Below are 17,906 nucleotides of genomic sequence, written 5' to 3'. Positions count from 1 at the left end.
TGTTTACCATTTATTTATTGGCTATTGACTTAATGACGGATAAGATTAAAAAGTAACTAATAGGAAGATATTATGTATAAAGAAATCCCTGTTCCCTGTAATGGGAAATACACAGAATTTCAATCTACAGTTGTTAATGAAATATTAGTTTGGATTGAAATGAACTTAACCAGTCGTTTATTACTCGATGATATCGCACTCAGATCAGGATATACAAAATGGCATTTACAAAGAGTATTTAGAAAAGTCGTAGGTATGCCTTTAGGTGAATATATTCGCCGAAGGAGAATTTGTGAAGCTGCTAAAGACCTATGTTCCACCGAGCTTCAAGTTATTGATATTGCATTAAAATACCAATTCGACTCCCAACAATCTTTTGCAAAGCGATTTAGAGCTTATTTAGGTACGTCACCGTCAATCTATCGCCTATCGGGTGAAAGTCAAAATGACCCATTACTACTGGAACCTAAAGTAGCTTGATACGCTAATATGAAAATAAAATTTATATTTCCTTTTTTAATAACACTACCAATACAAAGCCCCATGTAAGTTAACTACTGGGGCTTTATTATTTCCCATTTAGTTAAGAAAACCTTAATTTAAAATTAATAAAACCTTAAGGTTTCAGTTTTATATTTACTTTACTATCTTAATAAAAAAATAATAATTTTTTGGATATATAATTTTATACATTTATCTTTATTAAAAAATAAAGGCTTCACAAGGAAGCCTTTATTTTTTGTGCATTCTAATCAGCAAATAAATTAGAACGGAATATCGTCATCGAAATCCATTGGTGGTTCATTAGTCTGTGGAGCAGGCGCTGATGAGCGTGCGGCTGGAGCTCCGCCACCACTAAATTGCTGTGCTGCTTGCGGCTGTTGAGGTTGGCCCCAACCGCCTTGGCCGCCTTGACCTTGTGATGCTGCATCACCGCCACGGCCACCTAGCATTTGCATTGAGCCGCCGATATTCACAACAACTTCTGTCGTGTAACGGTCTTGACCACTTTGGTCTTGCCATTTACGTGTTTGCAGAGAACCTTCGATATAGACTTGTGAACCTTTTTTCAGGTATTCACCTGCCACTTCCGCTAATTTGCCGAAAATAACCACGCGGTGCCATTCGGTTTTTTCACGCATCTCACCGGTTTGCTTGTCACGCCAACTTTCAGAAGTTGCCAGAGTCAGGTTTGCCACAGCTCCGCCGTTAGGCATATAACGGATTTCTGGATCTTGTCCTAGGTTACCGATAAGAATTACTTTATTTACGCCTCTGCTGGCCATTTATTACTCCTGATGCATTGAATTTTAATCTCTGGATTAGCCGTGAAGTTTACCACGACAGAGCTGATTTGCACCAATATTTGAAATTAAGCTTGTTAATTTGCGAAACGCTTTCCAGCTTTTAGTGAAATTCCATAGTGCTTTTGTCAGTATAGACACAAAATAATACACACCGCATCTATCTTTTCGATAAATTCAGATCGCTGTTTTTCTGTTTTTCTGTTTTTCTGTTTTTCTGTTTCACCATTAAAATCTTACTCTAAATAGTTCAAGCAGTGGCTAGGCGGCAAGCGAAGATATCGCAGCGAGCATACAAAAGTATGTGACCTACGTAGCTGAGAGCAGCCAACAACACCACGGTTTGAAATATGATGAGCAGAACCTATTCTAAATAGTTCAAGCTGTGGCTAGGCGGCAAGCGAAGGTATCGCGGGGAGCATACAAAAGTATGTGACCTGCGTAGCTGAGAGCAGCCAACACCGCCACTGTTTGAAATATGACGAGCAGAACCTATTCTAAATAGTTCAAGCTGTGGCTAGGCGGCAAGCGAAGGTATCGCGGGGAGCATACAAAAGTATGTGACCTGCGTAGCTGAGAGCAGCCAACAACGCCACGGTTTGAAATATGACGAATAGGAAATACTGTATATCCATTCAGCCATAAATATGTGATAATAGTCTCTTGCGATTGTTCAATATCAAATCATCCGGGAAGTGGTAAATGGATAATATCGAAGTCCGCGGCGCACGCACGCATAATCTGAAAAACATCAATCTCATCATCCCTCGCGACAAACTCATTGTTATTACTGGGTTATCTGGTTCAGGGAAATCATCTTTAGCTTTTGATACCCTGTATGCAGAGGGTCAGCGCCGTTATGTTGAATCTTTATCTGCTTATGCTCGCCAGTTTCTTTCTTTAATGGAGAAACCGGATGTCGATCATATTGAAGGGTTATCCCCTGCAATTTCGATTGAACAAAAATCCACTTCACACAACCCACGTTCGACGGTCGGAACCATCACAGAAATTCATGACTATCTGCGGCTATTATTTGCACGTGTTGGTGAACCTCGCTGCCCTGATCACGACATACCGCTTGCGGCTCAAACTGTTAGCCAGATGGTCGATAATGTTCTGGCTCAACCCACCGATCGCCGAATGATGCTACTTGCTCCTGTCGTTAAAGAACGTAAAGGGGAGCACGTTAAGTTACTCGATAACTTAGCCAGCCAAGGCTATATCCGTGCCCGAATTGATGGGGAAGTTTGCGATCTATCCGATCCACCAAAGCTCGAATTACAGAAAAAACATACGATTGAAGTCATTGTCGATCGTTTTAAAATTCGTGATGACATCGCTCAGCGTTTAGCCGAATCCTTTGAAACTGCACTAGAACTCTCTGGCGGTACCGCAATTGTCGCGGATATGGATGATGCGAATGCAGAAGAACTGGTTTTTTCTGCCAATTTTGCCTGCTCTGTTTGCGGCTACAGTATGGTGGAACTTGAGCCTCGCCTATTTTCTTTTAACAACCCTGCAGGGGCCTGTCCAAGCTGTGATGGCTTAGGTGTTCAGCAGTTTTTTGATCCCGAAAGAGTCATTCAAAATACTGAAATCTCACTCGCAGGTGGTGCAATTCGGGGTTGGGATCGCCGTAATTTTTACTATTTCCAAATGCTGATGTCATTAGCTGAGCATTATAAATTTGATGTGGAAGCGCCTTATGACAGTCTGAGTCCTGCCATTCAAAAAATTATTTTATATGGTTCAGGCAAAGAAACGATTGAGTTTAAATACCGTAATGACCGTGGCGACATCACTGTGCGCCGGCACCCTTTTGAAGGCGTGCTCAATAATATGGAACGCCGTTATAAAGAAACAGAATCAACGGCTGTCCGTGAAGAATTAGCAAAATATATCAGCAACCGTCCATGTGTCTCTTGCCATGGGACGCGCTTACGTAAAGAGGCGCGCTTTGTATTTGTTGAAAATACAACATTGCCCGAAATCGCAGATTACAGCATTGGCCACGCAATGGAATTTTTCCAAAATCTAAAACTCACAGGCCAGCGCGCTCAAATCGCAGAAAAAGTTTTAAAAGAAATTGGCGATCGCCTGAAATTTCTCGTCAATGTTGGGCTTAATTATCTGACACTTTCACGCTCTGCTGACACCTTGTCTGGTGGCGAAGCACAACGCATTCGTTTAGCAAGCCAAATTGGAGCAGGTTTAGTCGGTGTGATGTATGTCCTTGATGAACCTTCAATTGGCTTACACCAACGTGATAATGACCGCTTACTTGAAACCTTGATCCACCTGCGTGATCTAGGAAATACCGTGATCGTCGTTGAACATGACGAAGACGCGATCCGCGCCGCAGACCATGTGATTGATATCGGCCCGGGTGCTGGGGTGCATGGTGGGCAAATTGTTGCCCAAGGAACACTGGAAGATATTGTCGCAAACCCTGATTCACTCACTGGTAAATTTTTAAGTGGTGAGCGCAGAATTGATATCCCGCAGAAACGCGTTCCAATTAATAAAGATAAAATGCTGACGGTGTTTGGGGCAAAGGGTAATAACCTGAAAAATGTGACGTTAAAAGTCCCTGTTGGGTTATTTACCTGCATCACTGGCGTGTCTGGTTCAGGTAAATCAACACTGATAAACGATACGCTATTCCCTATTGCTCAACGCCAATTAAATGGGGCGACAACCATCACCCCTGCCCCTTATTTAGATGTAGAAGGTTTAGAGCACTTTGATAAGGTCATTGATATTGACCAGAGCCCAATAGGCCGTACACCACGTTCGAACCCTGCCACCTATACTGGTGTGTTTACACCTGTGCGTGAACTATTTGCCGGTGTGCCTGAGTCTCGGACTCGTGGTTATAACCCAGGACGTTTTAGCTTTAACGTTAAAGGCGGTCGTTGTGAAGCTTGCCAAGGTGATGGGGTTATCAAGGTTGAAATGCACTTCTTGCCTGATGTGTATGTCCCTTGTGACCAATGTAAAGGCAAACGCTATAACCGCGAAACGCTAGAAATTAAATATAAAGGTAAAAATATCCATGAAGTGCTGGATATGACCATCGAAGAGTCTCGTGAATTTTTTGATGCCGTACCTGCCCTTGCCCGCAAGTTACAAACGCTGATGGACGTTGGTTTATCCTATATCCGCCTCGGTCAATCAGCGACGACGCTTTCTGGTGGTGAAGCACAGCGTGTGAAATTAGCTAAAGAGTTATCTAAACGCGGTACAGGGCAAACTATCTATATTTTGGATGAACCAACAACTGGCCTGCACTTTGCTGATATTCAACAGCTCTTAGTCGTTTTACATCAGCTTCGTGACCAAGGAAACACCATTGTGGTGATTGAGCACAACCTTGATGTCATTAAGACAGCGGACTGGATTGTCGATTTAGGCCCTGAAGGGGGTAGTGGCGGCGGTGAAATCTTAATTGCAGGCACACCAGAAGAAGTGGCTGAGTGTGAAAAATCTCACACCGCACGGTTCTTAAAAACGATTTTAGAACGCGGCTACTAAGTAGAAAGGCCATTAAAAAATAAGTAAGAAGATTATCAGGGAGCATTTTGTTCCCTGATAATTATTACGATAGCTAAGAATTATTGGCTAACGGCAGCAAATGCTTCAACAATGCGTTTAACATTATGGCGATTGACACCTGCCATACAAACACGGCCAGTTCCAACCAAGTAAACCGCAAATTCGTCTTTCAGGCGAGCCACTTGCTCTTTAGAAAAACCAGTGTAGCTGAACATGCCGCGCTGCTTTAATAAGTGATCGAAATTTTGATTTGGTAATGCTTTTTTTAGCTCATCGACCAATACCGTACGCATGTCTAAAATACGTAAGCGCATCTCTTCCACTTCCGCTAACCATTTGGCTTTTTCAGCGCTGTTGGTTAATACCGCAGCAACAATTTTTGCACCATTAGATGGCGGGCTAGAATATAAACGGCGAACACCCGCTTTTAACTGGCCTAACACACGGTCACGTTCATCTTGGTTTTCACAGATCACAGAAAGCCCACCTGCACGTTCACCGTAGATACCAAAGATTTTAGAAAATGAGTTACTGACAAACACGGGTAAGCCAGCTTTAACCATCGCTCGGATAGCATAAGCATCTTCATTAATGCCTTCTGCAAAACCTTGATAAGCAATATCTAAAAATGGGATCAATTTGCGTTCTAATGCTACCTTAGTGACTTCATCCCATTGTGCAGGAGTCAGGTCGGAGCCTGTTGGGTTATGACAGCACGGGTGCATTAGGATGATGCTATTAGCAGGCAATTGTTTGAATGTCGCTAGCATCTCATCAAATTTAACACCTTTGGTTTTTTCATCAAAGTACGGGTAGTAATGCACTTTTGTTCCCGCACCTGAAAAAATAGAGGCATGGTTTTCCCAAGTTGGGTCACTGCACCACACTTCGGAATCGGGATAATATTGATGTAAAAAATCAGCACCAATTTTTAACGCACCAGAACCACCAATCGTTTGGACGGTAGCGATACGTTCCTGTGCAATTAGCGGGCAATCCTCACCAAATACTAATTTTTGTAATTCAGTACGGTAATCTTTCAAACCTTCCATAGGCAAATACAGTGATGCGCTTGCAGGCAGTTTATTTAACGCCGCTTTTGCCGTACCGACTGTCGCCAGTTCAGGGGTTTTCCCGTCACCATCATAGTAAAGACCGATACTCAAATTAATTTTATTTTCACGAGAGTCTTTATTAAATTCATCCATTAACGACAGAATTGGGTCGCCCGGATAAGCATCAACATGTTCGAACACAGGACATCTCCTAATCATTATTTTACGCTAAATAAACCAAGCGATGATTTGCCATATTTAGCGCCATTTTTACGTTGTTATCTGAAAATAACCCTTTGCTGGCTATTCGTCTACATATTCCATTGCAACTCTAGAGGTTAACTTCGTCAGTAACTCATAGTTGATAATGCCTGTTTGTGTGGCAATTTCTTCAACCGGTAGTTGATTTCCCCACAAAATAACGTCATCCCCCACTTTATCATCGGCATTTAGTCCCAAATCCACCACTGTCATATCCATGGAAATTCGCCCAACAATAGGCACTTTTCGCCCATTAATTAACACCGGTGTGCCTGAAGGTACGTTACGTGGATAACCATCACCATAGCCGATTGCAACAACACCAAGCAGTGTGTCTTTGTCACTACACCATGTTTCACCATAACCTACACATTGTCCTGCCGCATGCTCCCTAACCGCAATTAATGTTGATTTTAGTGTCATCACAGGAAGCAAACCGAAGTCTTCTGCACTTTTCCCTTCTTGTGGCGAAGCGCCATACATCATGATCCCTGGACGAACCCAGTCATAGTGAGCTTCTGGCCAAAGTAAAATTCCTGCGGAGGCGGCAATGGATTTCTCACCCTCTTTACCGTCAATAAACTGTTTAAAGCAGGCAATTTGTTTTTCAGTTGTCGGTAAATGGGGGGCATCCGCTTGGCAAAAATGACTAACAATATTGATAGGGAGCTGAACTTGCTGGCAGCGTTGTAAACGTTGATAAAAGCCTTCGGCATCTTTAGGAAGTATGCCAAGGCGGTGCATACCTGTATCCAGTTTCATCCAAACTTTAAGAGGATAGGGTAATTTGGTAGCTTCTAGCATTTCAAGCTGTTCTATACAGTGGATCACGGTGTCAATCTGGTGTTCTGCCATTAACAACAAGTCAGATTGTTCAAAAAAACCCTCCAGTAAAACAATCGGTTTTATCACACCGTGCTGCCGTAATAGTAGCGCCTCATTGAGTCTTGCCACACCAAAGCCATCCACCAGCTCTTCTACTGCCTGACCAACCCCTACTAACCCATGACCATAAGCGTTTGCTTTGACAACTGCAATCATCTGGCTATTTGGTGCAATTTCTTTCACCCGTTGCAAGTTGTGTCGCAGAGCGCGGCGGTTTATCAATGCGGTTGCCGCTTTCATTGTTTCCTCGTTCTTTTTCTCTAAACCCGCTAAAAATTAAGCTGCCCTTTGGCAGCCCAATATATTCTCTATTTGTTATACGCTAAAAAATATCAATTTCCATTCGATCTTGTTTCTGTATAAAGAAAAAATTATTCAAACTAGTTTAACTTTAATACTCTAAATAGTTTGCATTGTCGCTAGGCGGCGATTGAGCTAATCCAAGAAGCATACATAAGTATATGATTCGCGTAGCCGAGTGCAGCCAACACCGTGACAGCGCAAAATATGACGAGTATTTATGATGAGGATTTAGTCCTCATCATTATAAGCTGGCCCTGCATAATTATCGAAGCGCGACCACTGCCCATTAAACGTCAACCGCACCGTACCAATCGGCCCATTACGCTGTTTACCGAGAATGATTTCCGCAACCCCTTTGAGCTCACTATTATCGTGATAAACCTCATCACGATAGATAAACATGATTAAGTCCGCATCCTGCTCGATAGACCCTGATTCACGTAAATCCGAGTTAACAGGGCGCTTATCGGCACGTTGCTCAAGACTACGGTTTAACTGCGACAGAGCCACCACAGGTACATTTAATTCTTTCGCTAGCGCCTTAAGTGAACGTGAAATTTCGGCAATTTCTAACGTACGGTTGTCAGAAAGAGCAGGAACTCGCATCAATTGGAGGTAGTCAATCATGATCAAACTTAAACCACCATGTTCACGATAAATACGCCTCGCACGTGAACGAACCTCTGTGGGAGTCAGGCCCGAAGAGTCATCGATGTACATATTGCGCTTTTCCATCAAAATACCCATCGTGCTTGAAATTCGCGCCCAATCCTCATCATCAAGTTGCCCAGTACGAATACGGGTTTGGTCAACACGGGATAATGATGCCAACATACGCATCATGATTTGGTTTCCTGGCATCTCTAAACTGAAGATTAAAACAGGTTTTTCTTCCGTCATCGCCGCGTTTTCGCACAAGTTCATTGCAAAAGTGGTTTTCCCCATCGATGGACGCGCGGCCACAATAATTAAATCAGAACCTTGTAAACCTGCGGTTTTTTTATCGAGGTCTTGGTAACCTGTTGAAACCCCAGTAACACCGTCGTGCGGTTGTTGGTAAAGTTGCTCAATTTTTTCAACGGTTTCAGACAAAATGGCTTCAATACCTTTTGGTCCCTCGTCTTTATTCGCTCTTGACTCAGCGATTTGGAATACTTTGGTTTCGGCTAAATCGAGGAGATCTTCACTGCTTCGCCCTTGTGGATCATAACCTGCATCTGCAATTTCATTAGCGACTGAAATCATATCCCGAACAATCGCACGTTCGCGGACGATGTCTGCATAAGCATTAATATTCGCCGCACTTGGCGTATTTTTAGATAGCTCAGCCAAATAAGCAAAACCACCGACGCTATCCAACTCACCCTGCTGTTCTAGTGATTCTGATAAGGTGATAAGGTCAATAGGTTTGCCTTGCTCAAGCAAAAATTGCATCTGTGAGAAAATGGTACGGTGGGGGCGGCTAAAGAAATCAGCGTGGGTCACACGTTCAGAAACGGTATCCCAACGCTCGTTATCTAACATTAACCCCCCTAAAACAGACTGCTCCGCTTCGAGAGAATGTGGTGGAAGTTTTAACCCTTCCATTTGGTGGTCTCGTGGGGCATCCGTTTTAAAATTTGATGAGGGTTTTTTAGCCATACATTAATATCCAAGTCTATAATTAACGATCTGCGCTTAGTATACGCCAATCTTATTTTTTTGTGGTTTTCTTTGCGTCTTTGCGCAAAGTAATCACAAGATAAAATACATCACTGAAAGCACAAACCTATAATTCTTCTGATTGAAACATGGCGTTATGATAAAACGATTGTTATTGTAATTAAAATGAATAGTCCTTATTGGAGATTGTCATGGCAAAACGTATTGAATTCGCGCAACATGGCGGCGCTGATGTACTTAACTTAGTAGATTATTCCCCAGCAAACCCAGCAGATAATGAAATTCAAATAGAAAACCGTGCTATCGGGATTAACTTTATCGACACCTATGTTCGCAGCGGTTTATACCCTGTTGCTAAGCTACCAAGTGGCCTTGGTACAGAAGCGGCAGGTGTTGTTGTGAAAACTGGTGCCCATGTCACAGGTTTCAAGCCCGGTGACCGTGTCGTTTATGCGCAAGGCCCTCTAGGTGCTTATAGCGAAGTCCATAATGTTCCTGAAAATGCTGTAGCCCATCTCCCTGATGGCATTACGTTTGAACAAGCCGCAGCCAGCTCATTAAAAGGCATGACGGTTTATTATTTATTCCATCAGACATATCAACTGAAACGTGACGAAGTCTTTCTGTTCCACGCCGCTGCAGGTGGCGTTGGGTTGATAGCTTGCCAATGGGCAAACGCGCTAGGCGCCAAGATGATAGGCACGGTGGGTTCTGCAGATAAAGCGTTAAGAGCCAAAGATGCCGGAGCATGGGAAGTCATCAATTACCAAACAGAAGACATTGCAGCTCGCGTGAAAGAAATCACTAATGGCGAGAAAGTGAATGTGGCGTATGACTCAGTGGGCCAATCCACATGGATTGCTTCTTTAGACTCGCTCAAGCGTCGCGGCTTAATGGTGAGTTTTGGTAACGCTTCTGGTCCTGTTACCGGTGTAAACTTAGGAATTTTAAACCAAAAAGGCGGATTATACGTCACTCGCCCATCACTTGGTGTCTATGTGACTAACCGTGCTGAGCTAGACCAAGCTAGTAATGCCTTATTTGATATGATTTTAAGCGGAAAAGTGAATGTAGATGTGCCGCAATCACAAATTTTTGCTTTAAAAGATGCACAAAAAGCTCACCTCACTATCGAATCAAGAAAAACCCAAGGTTCGAGTTTATTGGTTCCATAATAAGCGACTCAATATGCAAAAAGCGCCAAATGGCGCTTTTTTCCCCACATGATAGCTATTCGCCACGCGTCACAAACTCGAGAGCTTGCTCAACAACGACTAAGTCAGCCCCTTTTTTATGCGCATTTTCACTTAAATGACGACGCCACTGACGTGCGCCGGGGATACCTTGGAAAATCCCTAACATATGGCGGGTCATATGGCCTAAATAAGCGCCTTTCGATAACTCTTTTTCGATGTAAGGGTACATCGCTCTAACAGCGTCAACACCATTAGTGACAGGAAAGTGCTCACCAAACAATTGGTTATCAACCGCCGTTAAAATAGACGGGTTTTGATAGGCTTCGCGCCCCACCATGACGCCATCTAGGTGTTGAAGATGCTCTTTTGCTTCTTCCAGCGTTTTGACTCCACCATTAATCGCCATGGTCAAATGAGGAAAATCACGTTTTAATTGATAAACTCGCGGGTAATCAAGTGGTGGGATTTCGCGATTTTCTTTTGGGCTAAGGCCGGACAACCATGCTTTACGTGCATGGATAATAAACATTTCACAGCCGCCTTTATCAGAAACAGTTTCAATAAAATCACATAAAAACGCGTAGCTGTCTTGCTCATCAATACCAATACGAGTTTTTACGGTTACAGGAATAGAAACCACGTCTTGCATGGCTTTCACACAATCAGCAACAAGCTGCGCATCTCCCATTAAACAAGCACCAAAACGCCCATTTTGTACGCGATCTGATGGGCAACCTACATTTAGGTTAATTTCATCATAACCACGCTCTTGTGCCAATTTGGCACATTGCGCTAATGCGGCAGGATCGCTACCACCAAGCTGTAACGCAACAGGATGCTCTTCCTCACTAAAAGCAAGATAGTCCCCTTTTCCGTAAATAATCGCCCCTGTTGTGACCATTTCGGTATACAGCAAGGTGTTTTTGCTTAATAAGCGATGAAAATAACGGCAATGGCGATCTGTCCAATCGAGCATCGGCGCAACGGAAAATCGGTTTAGGTTGGTGTAGCCTTGTTTTGAGGTATTTTGATGCATGGTGGTCTTGTGTATTGAAATCAAATGGATAGCCCCCAAAAGTAAGGAGCCAAGCAAAAACAGCAGGCTATTATAACATAGAGCGAATTAAGTGCGATGATGACGAAAATGAGCGGCTGAACTCAGTTAATTTAACGAAATAACCCCCGATATGAGCAATGTCGTATCGAGGATTTTTAAACCAATTATGTCATTTTAATACCCAGTTACGCACTATTTTTTCGCAGAAAGCAGTGCATAGCTGGTCATTAAGTTGCGGTAATCAGGGATATGGTTTGAAAACAAAGTGCCTAACCCTTCCACATCATTACGCCAATCACGGTGTAATTCACAAGCGGCACCAAACCAGCTCATCAATTGAGCACCTGCTTTTGACATTCTATCCCACGCGGCATCACGTGTAATCGGGTTAAATGTACCTGAGGCATCAGTGATCACAAAAACTTCATAGCCTTCTTCCAGTGCAGATAGTGCAGGAAATGCCACGCATACTTCTGTCACAACACCGGCAATAATCAGCTGTTTTTTACCTGTGGCTTTGACAGCTTTAACGAACTCTTCGTTATCCCACGCGTTGATTTGACCAGGGCGAGCAATGAAAGGGGCATCAGGAAATGTTTCTTTTAATTCAGGAACTAACGGGCCATTAGGACCATCTTCAAAAGATGTAGTCAAAATAGTTGGTAAGTTAAAATATTTTGCCAAATCGGCCAGTGCTAACACGCTGTTCTTGAATTTATCTGGGTCTTGGTCACGAACTAGCGATAACAAACCCGTTTGATGGTCAACAAGTAATACAGCTGCATTATCTTTATCTAGGCGGTTATATTTGAAACTCATATCAACGACTCCTCAATGATTAGAAAAGTACTCTATGTGGGTTCAGATAAAACAAAAGTGGTATTTAATCTGCTTATCGCGCCTAAAACACCACTTTTTATCAAAAATATTTCAACAAGATGAATTCACACAATTCGTTATTTAGTTTCTGCGCTCATTGTGACAAAATTCCCCATACGAGCACTGGTAATTGTATAGCTATCTGCGCCCGCTGCTTTAGCTTTAGCTGCAATTTTCGCTTCTGTTGAAGCTAGCGTATCACCTGTTGCGGTGATTGTTGCTGCTGATGCACCAAATGCGACGAAAGATAATACAGAAGCTGCCATCAAAGTTTTTAACATGTTCATAGTCTAATTCCTTCATTTTTTATTCGATGAGACAACCCTTGTTGTCTGCGATGAAGGCATCATATCGACAATGTTATTTAGGTTAAAGCTAATAATATAGCTCAATTTATTCAAATTAAATGAACAATGTACTTTATCTGAAACTCACAATGGAATAAAACCGAAAGATATAATCAAGCAGCCTTGTGGTATGCTTTCCCAAAGTTGGTTTACTTCTCGCGCAACCTTTAATAGGAACTGTATATGCCACTCAATAACCGAACACTCCCTACATTTAGGTACCACCCGAACCCTATTGAAACAGAAGCTTTTCTGACGGATAAAACAGTAACCTGTGATTGTTGTAAGCAACCTACTGATATTTATTATGAAAGCCCGTTTTATTCTACTGAGGATATTGATGCTTTGTGTCCTTGGTGTATTGCTGATGGTTCTGCCAGTGCAAAATTTGATGGTGAGTTTCAAGACTCTGCCAGTGTTGAAGGTATTGATTGCGAATATGACGAGGACGGCGAGTTTTCACATACTCTAAACCCCTACCCTACTGAAATGTTTGATGAACTAATTAAACGAACACCGGGCTATCAAGGGTGGCAACAAGAAATTTGGCTCGCACACTGCCAAGAGCCTTGTGAATTCATAGGCTATGTTTACTGGGATGACATCAAAGATAGACTCGATGAATTTGTTTCCCTTGAAAATGATATCGCTGATTATGGTTTTTCAATTTCAGAGCTCGCGAATATTCTCCATCAAGATAGCTCTGCTCAAGGTTATTTATTCCGTTGTTTACATTGCAAAAAACTACGTTTGCATTTTGATTTTAGCTAATTTATATCAACTAAATCGCGTGAAGAGGCTTATCTTCACGCTCTCATCTTCAACTATTCATCAACTCAATAATTTGCTCAGCTAATTCTGGCGTTGCGGCTGATAGCAAGCTTCCCGCAAACATGGCTTGCTTACGCTGTCCATTTAATGCACAAACTTCCCCGCCCGCCTCTCGGATACACGGAATAAGTGCCGCACTATCCCAAGGTTTCATAATGGTATCAATCGCACCATGAATGCGACCGCTGGCAACCATGGCATGCTGATAAGCGTCATTAGCAAAAATGAAGTCCCTTGCTTGGCCCACAACCGCATCCAAATGATAAATTTGCGACCCTTCTCGGGAATTATAATTACTATTATGAATGCCTGATGCGCTTACCACTGCTTCTGATAATGATTTAGGCGATTGGCTTTCGAGTTTAAGCTGTCTTGGAGCCTGACTAGCTGTTTGCACCCAGCACCCTTCCCCTTGTGAGGCAAAGTAGAGTGTGGATATCGCGGGAAAACTAATCACACTAAGTAATGGTTCCCCATTTTCCACATAAGTAATTAACGTACTAAATAACGGCACTCCATAAATAAATGCACGCGTACCATCAATCGGGTCAATTACCCAACCAGAACTGAATTGCTGCTCACCGACAAAGCCAAACTCCTCACCTAAAACAGCGATATTCGGTGTTTTTTGTGCAAAGAATGCCCTAATTTCTTCTTCAACTCGGGTATCCGTTTCCGTAACTACGGAACGATCGGGTTTATAATCAAACTTTCCCGCCCCTTCAAAAGCGTCTACTGTCATGGTTTTGACTAATTTAGCGGCTTCGAGTGCAATATTTAACATGACCAAGCTCCTCATTGAAAAAGAAAATGAGTATAACGGATAGGTTATGGAATAAAGGCGCTAAAATGCCTTATCGACCAGAGATAAAGCACCAATACAACCTAAATTTGTTTAAGAGAAACTTCACCAAATGTCATAAATACCAAAGTGTGCCCCGCAATTCCACGGTACACCCCTTGCTGATTATTGAGTTCGCAAGCCAATGCCGTTAATTGCCATGCGTCATACTCCTCGATTTGACTAATGCGGGCGGTTAATAATGCGTTGTCTTTCCGCTCGCCATAAGCTTTCACCGCGATTGCATCTTGTGTTAAAGCGCTGTCGATAGAACTGTTTGCCCAGCTCCACATCCAACTGCCTTGGCTTTGGTCATAAGTACCAACAATTTGAACGGGCGCTGTTGCCATTATATTATCAGGCGCATGAAAAATAATGGTTCCTTCGTCTTGGTTCACTGACCAATCGGCTTCATCTAATTTCCATGTATCACAATGAAATTGGTTTTTGGTCTGTAACGCATTCATGCTACGTTCAATTAATGCCTCATAAGGCATTTGTTCTATTTCATTATCCATTTATTACCCAATATTTTTTAATGCGTTGATAATCAACTGCCAAAATTTATGATGATCTAATTTAACAGCAACTTGAGTATGGCTATTTTCAGGCGCAGGATAGCGGAAGTCAGCCACCGTCATGCCTAACGTGTGCGTCCCAGTCAGTTCAATATTTACAGGCACTTTTTGTGTGGTCATTACGTTAGGGTCAATAACATAAGCAACCGCACAAGGGTCGTGTACTGGCGGAGCATCAAAGCCTTGAGCTTGCTTGTACATTTTTCCAAAAAAATCCAGTAGTTCGACGACAAATTGTGAACAATCACTGCCAATCGCAGCAATTTGTTTCACTACATCAGGAGTTGCTAGCGCTTGATGGGTAAGGTCTAAGCCCACCATGGTTAACGGCCATTTTTCATTGAAAACAATATGAGCCGCTTCTGGGTCAATTTTGATGTTAAATTCAGCTACCGCACTCCAATTCCCAACATGATAGCCCCCTCCCATCAGCACCACTTCTTTAACTCGTTCGACAATGCGAGGCTCAAGACGAGCAGCAAGCGCAATATTCGTTAATGCGCCAGTAGGAACTAAAGTCACCGTTTTAGGCGGGTGAGACATAATGGTTTCGATAATCAGTGAAACTGCATGTCTTTCATCAAGCTTCAATGTTGGTGTCGGTAATACAGGCCCATCAAGCCCTGATTCCCCATGAATATCAGGCGCAACTTCAATTTCCCGAACTAAAGGGCGTACCGAGCCCGCAGCAAATGGAATACCGCTAATCTTCGCCATTTCAGCGATAGCCAGTGCATTATGAGTGACTTTTTCGAGGGTTTGATTACCAGCAACGGTTGTTACCGCCAATAATTCAATGTCAGGGTTACCATAAGCCAGTAATAACGCGATAGCATCGTCATGGCCGGGGTCACAATCGAGGATTATTTTTTTGCTCATACCTTACCTTATTAAAATTGGAGTCAGAAATGGCACTGACCCCAATTTAACCAGCTAGCAAGGTAAAATCTATGCTTAATATCTGAATACTTAGAAATTTATTTTAAAACATGCGCATAGACACGTTTTTTCTCACCTTCATTTTTCGAAATATACACACCTTGTAACTCAGGAGCAAAGCCCGGTAATGCATTAATACCCGTTTCTAGTGCTTTGAAATAACGCAGTACTGGCCCCGACCACACTTCCCCAGGTACGACACACAATACGCCCGGTGGGTACGGTAATGCCCCTTCAACGGCAATACGCCCTTCCAATTCATCTAATGGCAATAATTCACAGTTACCACGAATAAACTCTAAATGTGCCTGTTGAGGTGCCATTTTCACTTCCGGGAAGTGAGCTTTACGGAACATCTCTTTTTGCAGCTGTTTAATATTGTCATTAATGCTGAGTTGGTGCATCTCTTGGCATAAACGGCGTAATGTATAACCCTGATAATGGTCTTGATAACGCTGATAAACCGAAGGCAATACATCTTCTAATAACGCATCTTCATCCAGTAACTGTTCGAAACGGACCAAATGGGATACTAGCAGTTCCAGTTTTTCACGGGTTTCTGCGGGTGTTAACAAAAATAAAATTGAATTTAAGTCACATTTTTCAGGGATCACGCCGTGTTCACGTAAAAAATGCGCCAAAATCGTCGCAGGCACGCCAAAAGCGTCATATTCTCCACTTTCGACATCAATACCTGGCGTCGTTAGCATCAATTTACAGGGGTCAACGAAGTATTGGTCCTGTGCATAGCCATCAAACGCATGCCAACGTTCTTGCGGTATGAAGTTAAAGAAGCGTTGCTCAGCAGCGATTTGCTCTGTTGGGTATTCGTGCCATAACTTGCCATCAACGATTTCAGGAACAAAAGGCTTAAAATAACGGCAGTGCTGAAGTATCGATTTTCTTACCTCAATCCCCACTTTCACGCAGTCCATCCACATCATTTTGCCTGCATCACCTTGGTGAATACGTGCATTGACATCTAAAGAGGCAAACAAGGGATAAAATGGGCTCGTCGAAGCGTGCATCATAAAAGCATTGTTGAGTTTTTTGTGTGAAACAAAGCGCTCTTGCCCCTTGATGTGGTTATCTTTTTTATGGATTTGTGACGCTTGTGAGAAACCAGCCAGTTGTTTATGAACTGACTGAGTCACCATAATACCGGGGTCATTTTCATTTAATTCAAGTAGCAATGGCGAGCACTGGCGCATCATTGGAATAAATTGTTCATACCCCACCCACGCAGAATCAAATAAAATGTAATCACACAAATGTCCAATTTTATCAACCACTTGCCTTGCGTTATACACAGTACCGTCATAAGTTCCAAGTTGGATCACCGCTAAGCGAAATGGCCGTTGGGCTTGTGCTTTTTCAGGCATCACTTCTTGGATAAGCCCACGTAAATAACTTTCATCGAAGCAGTGCGCATCAATACCGCCAATAAAGCCAAAAGGATTACGTGCCGTTTCTAGGTAGACCGGTGTTGCCCCCGCCTGTATCAGCGCCCCATGGTGGTTTGATTTATGATTATTACGATCGAACAAAACTAAATCACCCGGTGTTAATAGCGCATTTAGCACGACTTTGTTGGATGATGAGGTGCCATTTAAGACAAAATAAGTTTTGTCCGCATTGAAAACTTTCGCGGCAAATTTTTGTGCCTCTTTCGCTGCGCCCTCGTGGATCAATAAATCGCCCATTGCCACATCGGCATTGCATAAATCGGTACGAAACAGGTTTTCACCATAAAATTGATAAAACTGCTCCCCTGTTGGGTGGCGACGGAAAAATTGGCCGCCTTGGTGCCCCGGACAGGCGAAAGTCACATTATGGCCCGCAGCATAATCCATCATTCGAGCAAAAAATGGCGGTAATAACTGCTCAAGGTACTGATTTGCAGCATCGAGCAATTGACGGCTATTTTCTTCACGAGCAGCCGGGGCTGGCGGTAATAGCGCCGTTAAATAAGGTGGTAAATTTTCATCGGTTGGCAGCTGTTTATCACTAATGATAAACAGCGGAATACTCAGCTGACTCTCAACAACTCTTTCCCACAGCCCTTGGTTGGCATCTTGTTCAGATAGCACGACAGCGGCAATATTGTTTAACTGTGCATCGCGAATATCTACCCACTGAAATTCATTAGTGAAATAGATTGCGACCCCCTGGCTACATGCCACATTGATTTTGTTCATAGCAGTCTGGCT

Annotated in this window: 15 protein-coding genes; 4 read left to right on the top strand and 11 right to left on the bottom strand. The window is 42.9% G+C overall.

Going from position 1 to position 17,906, the window contains the following annotated elements; genetic code table 11:
* Window positions 1-72: 72 nt before the first annotated feature.
* Window positions 73-480: a helix-turn-helix domain-containing protein gene (locus tag M1F17_RS02540; RefSeq protein ID WP_004260890.1), complete on the top strand. Its 408-nt coding sequence runs from the start codon at window positions 73-75 to the stop codon at window positions 478-480.
* A gap of 284 nt (window positions 481-764) precedes the next feature.
* Here the strand turns inward: M1F17_RS02540 and M1F17_RS02535 are convergent, their stop codons facing one another.
* Complete coding sequence (locus M1F17_RS02535; protein WP_094961402.1) at window positions 765-1,286, bottom strand: single-stranded DNA-binding protein; 522 nt, start codon at window positions 1,284-1,286, stop codon at window positions 765-767.
* Between the two features lie 720 nt (window positions 1,287-2,006).
* On the opposite strand from M1F17_RS02535, the gene uvrA reads away from it, so the two are divergent.
* Window positions 2,007-4,841, top strand: a complete 2,835-nt coding sequence (gene uvrA / locus M1F17_RS02530) for an excinuclease ABC subunit UvrA (protein WP_112307708.1) — start codon at window positions 2,007-2,009, stop codon at window positions 4,839-4,841.
* Window positions 4,842-4,921: 80 nt separating this feature from the next.
* Here the strand turns inward: uvrA and M1F17_RS02525 are convergent, their stop codons facing one another.
* The 3 genes from M1F17_RS02525 to dnaB form a co-directional block, all read right to left on the bottom strand.
* A complete protein-coding gene (locus M1F17_RS02525) occupies window positions 4,922-6,118 on the bottom strand; it encodes an aromatic amino acid transaminase (protein WP_036958319.1) in 1,197 nt (398 codons plus the stop codon).
* 102 nt (window positions 6,119-6,220) lie between these two features.
* Window positions 6,221-7,303, bottom strand: coding sequence for an alanine racemase (gene alr / locus M1F17_RS02520; protein WP_004260901.1), 1,083 nt, complete (start codon window positions 7,301-7,303; stop codon window positions 6,221-6,223).
* Window positions 7,304-7,594: 291 nt separating this feature from the next.
* A complete protein-coding gene (dnaB, locus tag M1F17_RS02515) occupies window positions 7,595-9,007 on the bottom strand; it encodes a replicative DNA helicase (RefSeq protein ID WP_004260904.1) in 1,413 nt (470 codons plus the stop codon).
* Window positions 9,008-9,219: 212 nt separating this feature from the next.
* Between dnaB and M1F17_RS02510 the strand changes: the two genes are divergently transcribed.
* Window positions 9,220-10,203, top strand: coding sequence for a quinone oxidoreductase (locus M1F17_RS02510; protein WP_318837222.1), 984 nt, complete (start codon window positions 9,220-9,222; stop codon window positions 10,201-10,203).
* A 55-nt stretch (window positions 10,204-10,258) separates the two neighbouring features.
* On the opposite strand, the gene dusA is transcribed toward M1F17_RS02510, so the two are convergent.
* The 3 genes from dusA to M1F17_RS02495 form a co-directional block, all read right to left on the bottom strand.
* Window positions 10,259-11,260: a tRNA dihydrouridine(20/20a) synthase DusA gene (gene dusA, locus M1F17_RS02505; RefSeq protein ID WP_109912593.1), complete on the bottom strand. Its 1,002-nt coding sequence runs from the start codon at window positions 11,258-11,260 to the stop codon at window positions 10,259-10,261.
* Between the two features lie 213 nt (window positions 11,261-11,473).
* Window positions 11,474-12,100 carry an isochorismate family cysteine hydrolase YcaC gene (gene ycaC / locus M1F17_RS02500; protein WP_004260919.1) on the bottom strand — a complete coding sequence of 209 codons (627 nt, stop codon included), beginning with the start codon at window positions 12,098-12,100 and terminating at the stop codon, window positions 11,474-11,476.
* A gap of 137 nt (window positions 12,101-12,237) precedes the next feature.
* On the bottom strand, window positions 12,238-12,447 hold the full coding sequence (locus tag M1F17_RS02495; RefSeq protein ID WP_004260921.1) for a YdgH/BhsA/McbA-like domain containing protein: 210 nt from the start codon (window positions 12,445-12,447) through the stop codon (window positions 12,238-12,240).
* A 243-nt stretch (window positions 12,448-12,690) separates the two neighbouring features.
* Here M1F17_RS02495 and cbrC point away from each other — a divergent pair, with 243 nt between their 5' ends.
* Window positions 12,691-13,278, top strand: a complete 588-nt coding sequence (cbrC, locus tag M1F17_RS02490; RefSeq protein ID WP_004260923.1) for a PF03691 family colicin E2 tolerance protein CbrC — start codon at window positions 12,691-12,693, stop codon at window positions 13,276-13,278.
* A 49-nt stretch (window positions 13,279-13,327) separates the two neighbouring features.
* On the opposite strand, the gene M1F17_RS02485 is transcribed toward cbrC, so the two are convergent.
* The 4 genes from M1F17_RS02485 to M1F17_RS02470 form a co-directional block, all read right to left on the bottom strand.
* Window positions 13,328-14,122: an inositol monophosphatase family protein gene (locus M1F17_RS02485; protein ID WP_004260926.1), complete on the bottom strand. Its 795-nt coding sequence runs from the start codon at window positions 14,120-14,122 to the stop codon at window positions 13,328-13,330.
* Between the two features lie 101 nt (window positions 14,123-14,223).
* Window positions 14,224-14,697, bottom strand: a complete 474-nt coding sequence (locus M1F17_RS02480; protein ID WP_004260928.1) for a DUF6882 domain-containing protein — start codon at window positions 14,695-14,697, stop codon at window positions 14,224-14,226.
* Window positions 14,698-14,700: 3 nt separating this feature from the next.
* Window positions 14,701-15,636 (bottom strand): nucleoside hydrolase, encoded by a 936-nt coding sequence (locus M1F17_RS02475; protein WP_004260931.1) that lies wholly within the window; start codon window positions 15,634-15,636, stop codon window positions 14,701-14,703.
* A gap of 98 nt (window positions 15,637-15,734) precedes the next feature.
* Entirely contained in the window at window positions 15,735-17,894 is a 2,160-nt protein-coding gene (locus M1F17_RS02470) for an ornithine decarboxylase (protein WP_004260934.1), read from the bottom strand.
* Window positions 17,895-17,906: the final 12 nt, after the last annotated feature.

Origin of the sequence: Providencia sp. PROV073 (assembly GCF_033688125.1) — a bacterium.
GTDB lineage: Bacteria > Pseudomonadota > Gammaproteobacteria > Enterobacterales > Enterobacteriaceae > Providencia > Providencia hangzhouensis.
Note: the sequence above shows the minus strand (reverse complement) of the source record. Positions and strands in the feature narration are given on the sequence as shown.